Source organism: Guyparkeria sp., assembly GCF_046545975.1.
Taxonomy (GTDB): domain Bacteria; phylum Pseudomonadota; class Gammaproteobacteria; order Halothiobacillales; family Halothiobacillaceae; genus Guyparkeria.
Genome location: NZ_JBKGYT010000016.1, coordinates 18,421 through 27,584, shown reverse-complemented (window position 1 = coordinate 27,584; position 9,164 = coordinate 18,421). Strand labels below are relative to the sequence as shown.

3 protein-coding genes are annotated in these 9,164 nt (G+C 70.6%); all 3 read left to right on the top strand.

Annotated features, from left to right (window positions below):
• Nucleotides 1-3,222, top strand: a 3,222-nt coding sequence (gene recC, locus ACLFMY_RS02885) for an exodeoxyribonuclease V subunit gamma (RefSeq protein WP_410763035.1), incomplete at its 5' end; no start/stop codon positions are given.
• Nucleotides 3,219-6,995, top strand: a complete 3,777-nt coding sequence (gene recB / locus ACLFMY_RS02880) for an exodeoxyribonuclease V subunit beta (RefSeq protein WP_410763034.1) — start codon at nt 3,219-3,221, stop codon at nt 6,993-6,995. The genes recC and recB, both read left to right, overlap by 4 nt.
• Entirely contained in the window at nt 6,992-9,121 is a 2,130-nt protein-coding gene (gene recD, locus ACLFMY_RS02875) for an exodeoxyribonuclease V subunit alpha (RefSeq protein WP_410763033.1), read from the top strand. The genes recB and recD overlap by 4 nt, the downstream gene beginning before the upstream one ends.
• Nucleotides 9,122-9,164 lie beyond the last annotated feature (43 nt).

Below are 9,164 nucleotides of genomic sequence, written 5' to 3'. Positions count from 1 at the left end.
GCCTACCAGCTTGCCGCCCGGCTCGCCGACCAGTTCGACCAGTACCAGGTCTATCGCGCCGACTGGCTGGGCGACTGGGCCGACGGTAACGAGACGCTGACCGACGCCCTGGGTCGCGGTGACGAACCGGTTCCCGGCGAACTGCAGTGGCAGCCGGCCCTCTGGCGGGCGGTGCTCGACGACCTCCGTGCCAACCCGCCCCGGACCGGAACCGGCGAGCCGGCCACCGGCTACGCCGGCCGCGCCCTGATCCACCGGCGCTTCCTCGAGATGACCGAGACGCTGAGCGAGCGTCCCGCCGGCCTGCCCCGGCGCATCGTGATCTTCGGCGTCTCCGCCCTGCCGCCCCAGGTCCTCGAGGTGCTCGGGGCGGTCTCGCGCTGGGTACAGGTGATCTTCTGCCTGCAGAACCCCTGCCGGCACTACTGGGGCGACATCGTCGAGGATCGCCACCTGTTCCGGCACGAATACCGGCGCATCGCCGAACGCAAGGTCGACGGCCGGCTCGACGAGCACGACCTGCACCAGCACGCCCATCCCCTGCTGGCCTCCTGGGGCAAGCAGGGCCGCGACCTGGTCCGCCTGGTCGACGAATTCGACCAGGCGCCCGAACGCGTCGGTGCCCAGAGCCTGAACATCGACGTGTTCGCCCCGCCCGCGACCGAGCACCTGCTTGCGCGCCTGCAGGCCGACATCCTCGATCTGGTCCCACTGCACGAGATCGAGGACGAACAACGCCAACTGGAGGAGGACGACCGGTCCATCGCCTTCACCGTCGCCCACAGCCCGCTGCGCGAGGTGGAGATCCTTCAGGACCAGCTGCTCGACGCCTTCGATCACGATCCCGGCCTTCAGCCCCGCGACGTCATCGTGATGGTGCCCGACATGGCCGACTACGCCCCGGCCATCAACGCGGTCTTCGGCCGCCTGGATCCGGACGATCCACGCCACCTGCCGTTCGCCATTTCAGACCGGCCCGAGCGGGACGAGCACCCGATGACGCGCGCGCTCGACTGGCTGCTTGCCCTGCCCGATTCCCGGCTGACGGCCAGCGAGGTGCTGGACCTGCTGGAAGTCGCCGCCCTGCGGGCGCGCTTCGGCATCTGTGCCGACGACGTGAGCCTGCTGCACCACTGGATCGACACCGCCGCCATCCGCTGGGGGCTGGACGCCGAACACCGCGAGCAGTTCGGCCTGCCGGCCGGCATCGAGCAGAACGCCTGGCATTTCGGCCTCGACCGCCTGATCTACGGCTATCTCGCCGGTGCCGATGACGACTGGGATGGCATCGTCCCGGTCGGCGGGATGGACCCGGCGAGCGCCGAGGCCGTGGGCCAGTTGCACGCCCTGCTCGACTCGCTGCAGACCTGGCGCGAACGCCTCGGGCATGCCCGCACGCCGGAAGAGTGGCGCGAGTGCCTGGGCGACCTGCTGGCCGCCTTCTTCGACCCGGAGGCCATCCCGCCGCTCGAGGAAGGCATGGCCGACGCCCGTGATGGGGCGTCGGGTCGCAACCCGCTGGCGGAGCGCGAGTCCGCCCTGTCCCTGCGCGACCGGCTGGACTCGGCGCTCAACGGCTGGCTGGACGACTGCGCCTCGGCGGCTTTCGACCTGCCGGTAACCCTGGAAACGGTCCGCAGTGCCTGGCTCGACCGGCTCGACGAGCACCGCCTGTCACAGCGCTTTCTGGTCGGCGCGGTCAACTTCGCCACGCTGATGCCCATGCGTGCCATCCCCTTCCGCCAGGTCTACCTGCTGGGGATGGACGACCCGTCCTACCCTCGTCGCCAACCGGCGGCCGACTTCGACCTGATGACCGGCCGGTACCGCCCCGGCGATCGGTCCCGGCGCGAGGACGACCGCTACCTGTTCCTCGAGGCCCTGCTCTCGGCCCGGGACCGTCTCTGGATCAGCTGGGTCGGTCGGAGCATCCGTGACAACCACGAGCAGCCGGCTTCGGTGCTGGTCAACCAGCTGCGCGACCATATCGACCGCGGCTGGCAGGTCGACGGCGAGGCGACCGCCTCCGAGCACCTGACCACCGAGCACCCGCTGCAGCCGTTTTCCCGGCAATACTTCTCCGATGAACGGCCCGAACTCTACAGCTACGCTAGCGAATGGCACCGGGTCCACCGCCCGGCCGCCCATGAGGGCCCGGTCGAGGCCGAAGGTCGGCGCGCCTCCCGCCGGATCGAGCCCTCTACTGTCGCGAGCGACGACAAGGCATGTCGCTGCCCGTCGCTGGCCGAACTCGCCCTGGTGCTGAAGAAGCCCTGGCGCGTCTGGCTCGGCGAGCACCTGGGCATCCCCGCCCGTCGCGAGACGGCGATACCCGAGGACGACGAGCCCTTCGAACTCGGCCCGCTGGGCGACCATCAACTGAGCGCCCGGCTGCTCGAGCGGGTCCTCGAGAGGCTCAACCGGACGCCCGGGGACCTCGTCGATCCCGACCTGCTGGAGAACCGCCTCCCCGATGCTATCAACGAGGCGTTTGCCCGCATCGCCGGGTCGGGCCGTCTGCCCGTCCATCCCTTCGACGAGACACTGCGGCAGGAACACGGCGGGGCACTGGAGCGACAACTGCGTACCTGGGCCGCCCTGCAGGCGTGCTACCCCGACACCGTCGAACCCTTCCGCCCGGGCGACCGGCTGGGCGAAGGCCGGGACCTCAACGGGGAGATCGACGACATCCGCAGCGGGCCGGATGGCTTGGTCCGCCTGCGCCTGGTACCCGGTCCGCTGCACAAGGGCAAGGACCTCAAGTGGCATCGGCTCGTCGGCGAGTGGCCGTACCACCTCGCCGCGCAACTGGGCGGCCGGCCGGTGACCACGTATCTCGTCAGCGAGTCGGACGCGAGAAGCGCCGAACTCACCGAGCGGCCGACCGTGATGGAGCCCCTGGATGCCGACGAGGCCCGTCGGATCCTCGAGCAGCTGATCGACCACTGGCACCGCGCCTGCGGCGAGCCGCTCGCGGCCGAGCCCCGTGCCCAGATCGCCTGGGTGACTAGGGAGGACGAGAACGATCGCCTCAGGGCCGCGCAGAAGGCGTTCGAGAGCGCGGCGGCATACGAGCCGGACCTTGTCCGCCTGTGGCCCGACTTCCGGGCGCTGGCGGCATCCCCGTCCTTCGACGAGACGGCCGAAACCCTCTACCGCCCCCTGGCCGAGCACACCCGGGGCAGACACCGGAAACCGTCCGAGCAGGGCCAACGTGCATGAGCCAACTCGACCCCGTCACCTTCCCGCTCGAATCCAGCCGCCTGATCGAGGCCAGTGCCGGCACCGGCAAGACCTTCACGATCTCGCTGCTCTACCTGCGACTGGTCCTGGGGCATCGCGGACCGGATCGTCGCGACGCGCGCCCGCTGACCCCGCCGGAAATCCTCGTGAGCACCTTCACGGATGCCGCGGTGGCCGAACTGCGCGACCGCATCCGCTCGCGCTTGCAGGAGGCGGCCTGGCTCTTCTCGGGCAGCGTGGCGGCCGACGCGGTCGACCCGCCGCTGCGGGCACTGTACGAGGCCTTCGACGAGGCGGAGCGGGCGCGGGGGGCGTTCCTGCTGCAGCGCGCCGCGGAATGGATGGACGAGGCGGCCATCTTCACCATTCACGGCTTCTGCCAGCGCATGCTGCGCGAGCACGCCTTCCATAGCCGGGCGCTGTTCGAGCAGGAGTTGGTCACCGACCTCGACCCGATCATCGCCGAGGCGGTACGCGACTTCTGGCGCACGCACGGCTACCCGCTCGCCGGGCGTGACGGCGCCCTCGCCAGGCGATTCGCGCAGATGGTGCCGCCGCCCGGAAAGCTCAGGGAGCGGATCAAGGACCTGATCAAGCGCGACGGCAGCCCGGTGGCGCTGGGCGAGGTCACGGCCCATCACTCGACCGACCTCCCGTCCCCGGCCGAACAGATCGAGTGCATGGCCGGCGAGCAGGCCGGCATCGACCGGGCGGAGGAAACGGCGCGAGCGCGGTGGCGCGAGGATTCGGTCGCCCTGCACGGGCTCTGGCAGGTGGTCCGGTCCGGACTGAGCAAGTCGACCCATCCGGAGGCCAGGCAGGAGGAGGCGTTTACCGCGTGGCTGGAGACGATCGACGCCTGGGCATCCGGCGAGACGCGACTCGAGCCGAAGACGCGCCGGCGGCTGGCCTACCCGAACACCAACAAGGGCACCGAGGCACCCTCCCACCCGGCGCTGGATGCCGTCCGCGAGTGGCAGGACCGGGCGGAGGCCATGGAGCGGCGGGAGAAGAAGGTCGAACCGGCCATCCGGGCCTTCGCGGCCCTGTGGGTGCGCGAGCGCATCGCCACCCTGCTCGCCCGGCATCGTTCCATGGGCTTCGAGGACATGCTGATCCAGATGCACGAGGCGGTCGACCCGGCGGCAAACCCGAACGCCGCCGGCATGATCCAGGCGATCCGACAGCAGTACCCCGTGGCCCTGATCGACGAGTTCCAGGACACCGACCCGCTGCAGTACTCGATCTTCTCGGCCATCTACCCGCTCGGCCACGACGAGGCGGGCGACACGGCGATCGTGCTGATCGGCGATCCCAAGCAGGCGATCTACAGCTTCCGCGGTGCGGACATCCACAGCTACCTGACCGCGCGGCGGGCCACCGAGGGACGACATGCCACCCTGCCGACGAACTACCGCTCGACCCGCGCGATGGTGGATGCGGTCAACCACCTGTTCGAACGGGCCGACCGGCACCCGGCCGGGGCCTTCCGCTTCCCAAGGGACGAGCAGAGCGACGATCCCAACCCCCTGCCCTTCCACCCGGTCGACGCCCACGGACGCAAGAGCCGGCTCGTCGCGCCAAACGGCGAGGAGATCCCGGCCCTGACCGCCTGGTCCACGCCCGCCGACGAGCCCTGGAACACGGGCAGGTTCCGCGACGAGATGGCACGGCGCACGGCCGGCGAGATCGCGGCCATGCTCAACGCCGGCCAGTCCGGGGACTGCCGGTTCGAGGGCGAGGAGGCCCGGGGCCTGCAACCGCGGGACATCGCGGTACTGGTGAGAAACCAGGAGGAAGGCAAGTTGATGCGCCGGGTCCTGACGGACGTCGGCGTGCCCGCGGTATTTCTCTCCGAGCGGTCGTCGGTGCTCCGTTCGACGGAGGCGGCCGACATGCTCGTCTGGCTGGAGGCGCTGGCCGAGCCCGAGCGCTCTGACCGCATCCGTCAGGCCATGGCCACCACCAGCCTGGCCCTGGGACTCGACGAGCTTGCGGCCTGGCTGCGCGACGAGGTGATCTTCGACGAGATCTGCAATCACTTCCATGCATGGCACCGCGTCTGGCAGAACCAGGGGGTCCTCGCCGCGCTGATGCGCCTGCTGCACCACTTCGCCGTGCCCGCCCGCCTGCTCTCGCCCGAGGAGCGGACCGCCCGCCGCGGGGAACGGCGGCTGACCAACATCCTGCACCTGGCCGAATGGCTCCAAGCACGCGACCAGGACGTCGACGGCGAGACGGCGCTGATCCATCGCCTCCACCTGGCCATGACGGAAGGCGGGGACGAGCAGGTGATACGGCTCGAACAGGACAGCGAGATGGTGCGCATCGTCACCGTCCACAGTTCCAAGGGCCTGCAGTACCCGGTGGTCTTCCTGCCGTTCGCGGCCGTGCTCGGGTCGGAGAAGAACAACGGCCACCAGCCCACCCGTCGACATCGCCACGACGAGAACGTCTGGGAGATGGAACCGGACGAGGCCGCCACCGAGCGCGCCACGCGCGAGTCGACCGCCGAGGAGCTCCGGCTGCTCTACGTGGCGCTGACCCGAGCGGAGTTCGCCTGCGTGCTGGGGGCCGGGCCGGTGAAGGTCGGCAACGTCAAGCGCTTCAACCCCGGCAAGACCGCCTGGGGGCAGTTTCTCGGCTTCGAGCCGGGCGAGAGCTGCGAGCGGGACGAGTACATGGCCCGGCTCGCCGAGTGGGGCGAGAACCCGGCCATCCGCATCGATACGGTGCCCGAACCGAGAGATCCGGCCACGCACCGCTTCGTCCCTCCGCCCGAGCCACCGCTCGCCGAGCCACGCAGACCACGATTCGGCCGCTTTTCCCCGTGGTGGATCGCGAGCTTCTCCTCGATCAGCGCCTCGGCCGCCCACGGCCCGGCCCTGCCGGCACCGGAAATCGCCCGCGAGGAAGTCCGCCTGGAGACCGATACGCTCGAACCCGCCGGACTGCAGGACGCCGGCGAACCGGTCACGCCCGTCGGGGTGCACGCCCTGCCCCGCGGTGCCGGCATCGGCAACCTGTTCCACGACATGATCGAGGCGATGATCGACGACGGCCTGGCCCGTCACGCCGGCCACCCGGAGCGGGTCCGCGAGCGGCTGGCCGGCAGCCACCATCCGGGTCTGCGCTCGCTCGACGAGGCGCAGCAGGAACAGGTCGCCCGCCAGTTCGACATCCTGCTGGACACCCGCTGGGAACTGCCGGCCAGCTCCGCCCCCATGGCGCTGGCGGGACTGGAGACCCTCCAGGCGGAGATGGAGTTCTGGCTGTCCCTGCGGCAGGCGGATACCGCGGACATCGATCGGCTGGTGCGCCAGCACGTCGCCCCCGGCGTTCCTCGCCCCGAACTCGAGGCGCGCACGCTCAACGGCATGCTCAAGGGGTTCATCGACCTGACCATCGCCCATGACGGGCGCTACTACGTGCTCGACTGGAAATCCAACTGGCTGGGACCGGACGAGAGCGCTTACGCCCCGGAAGCACTGGAACGGGCCATGCTCGGTTCACGCTACGACCTGCAGTTCGTGCTCTACCTGGTCGCCCTGCACCGCCACCTCGCCGACCGCCTGCCGGACTACGACTACGACCGCCACATCGGCGGCGCGGCCTACGTCTTCCTGCGCGGGATTCGACGTCCCGACGGCGCGGAGGCCGACAACCACGGCGTGTACGGTTGCCGCCCCGACCGCGCGCTCATCGAGGCACTGGATGCATTGTTCACCGACAAACGGGAGCATGCCGCATGACACGTCATCCCGCCCTGGCCAGCCACCATGCTCTCGACGGGCTGCTCGATGCCTGGGTCGCCGCCGGCTGGCTGCGCCCCGTGGATCGGGCGGTGGCCTCGTTCCTGCAAAAGCGGGCACCGCGGGCCGATCCGCTGGCCCAGCTGGCCGCCGTGCTGGCAAGCCACCAGGGTGGTGGCGGCCACGTCTGCCTCGATCTCGTCGAAGTGCTCGCCGAACCCGACTTCACCCTGCGCATGCCGCCCGCGGACCCCATGCGCCCCGGGCCGGTGACGGTCGACACGCCGAGACAGGTCCTCGACGGCGTGGATATCGCCGCCTGGCTGGCCGCGCTGGCCGAGCATCCTGCCGTGTGCCGGATCGCATGGGACGACGAGTCCGCCGGCCGCACCGAGGGCCGGCCGCTGATGCTCGTCGAGGGCGATCGTCCGCAGCTCTACCTGCGCCGCTTCTGGCAGGTCGAGGGACGCGTGGCCTCGGGGCTGTCCGGGCTCAGTGGCGACCGGGTCACCGACACCGACACCATCCGGCCGGTGCTCGATGCGCTGTATCCCGGCCCGTCGGGTAGCGATACCGACTGGCAGAAGGTCGCCTGTGCACTGGCCGTGCATCAGCCGTTCTCCATCATCACCGGCGGCCCGGGCACCGGCAAGACCACCACCGTGGTACGCCTGCTCGCGGCATTGCTCTCCCTGCGGTCGGGCGAGAGCGAGGCGCGCTCGCCGCGTATCGCGCTGTGTGCGCCCACCGGCAAGGCCGCGGCCCGACTGGCCGAGTCCATCGGCGACAAGGTGCGCGAGATCGCGCGGATCGAGGCGCCCGGCTTCGCCGGACAGCACTGGTCCGACATCGCCGCGCAGTTGCCCACCGAGGTGCAGACGATCCATCGACTGATCGGCACCCGCCCGCTGGCCGAGCGACCGCGCCACCACCGCGACAACCCGCTGGACCTTGACATCGTCGTGGTCGACGAGGCCTCCATGGTGGGCCTGGAGCTGATGGCACAACTGGTCGACGCCCTGCCGGGCCACTGCCGGCTGGTCGTGCTGGGCGACAAGGACCAGCTCGCCTCGGTCGAGGCCGGCGCCGTGCTCGGCGAACTCTGCCGGGAAGCGGAAGGCGGCTACCCCTCCGACCTGCACGACTGGCTGGAACGGGCCACCGGCGAGTCCGTGCAACCGGGCCCGGCGGCCGACTCAGGCCACCCGATCAACACACGCATCGCCGTGCTGCGCTTCTCGCATCGCTTCGGGGAAGACAGCTCCATCGGCCGCCTGGCACGGGCCGTCAATCGCGGCGACGCCGACGCCGCGCGTGAGGCACTGGGGCAACCGGCCGACGAACGCGGCACGGCAGACACCGCCTGGCTGCATACCCCGGTCGGCGGGGAGGCGCAGCAGTCGGCACTGGCCGGGCAGGTGCTCGCCGGGGTCCGGCCGTGGATCCAGGCGATCCGCGCCTCCGACGGGTTCGACCCGGACCGCCCGGAGGATGACCGGCGACTGGATGCCATCTTCTCCGATCACAACGCCTTCCAGTTGCTCTGCGCCCTGCGTCGGGGCCCGGCCGGGGTCGAGGGACTCAATCGGCAGGTCGAGGACTGGCTCGTGGCCTCCGGCGACATCCGGCCCCCCGCCGGGGAGCGTCGCCGCGGCTGGTACGCGGGTCGCCCGGTCATCGTCACGCGAAACGATCCCCAGCTGGGCCTGGCCAACGGCGACATGGGCCTGACCGTGCCCATGCGCAGCGGTGACGAGACCGTCCTGCGCGTGGTCTTTCCCGCGGCCGTGGACGACGACACCGGGCGCGGCTATCACTGGGTCAGCCCCGCCCGGCTGGCCGGTGCCGAGACCGCCTTTGCACTCACGGTGCACAAGTCGCAGGGCTCGGAGTTCACCCACGTCACCGTCGTCCTGCCCGAGCGCCCCAACCCGATCCTGACCCGGGAACTGGTCTACACCGGCATTACCCGGGCCAGGCGGCGCTTCACGCTGGTCTCGCCCCGGACGCCCGGGGCACGGTCGCCGAAACCGGACGAGGTCCTGACCCGCGCGATTGCCACCACCACGCGGCGCAGCGGCAACCTGCGTCGGCGCATGCAAGCCGCGCTCTCCGACTCGTCCTGATTGGCGTTCACCGGTGGTAGCGATTAGGCTTACGGGTTCCCAA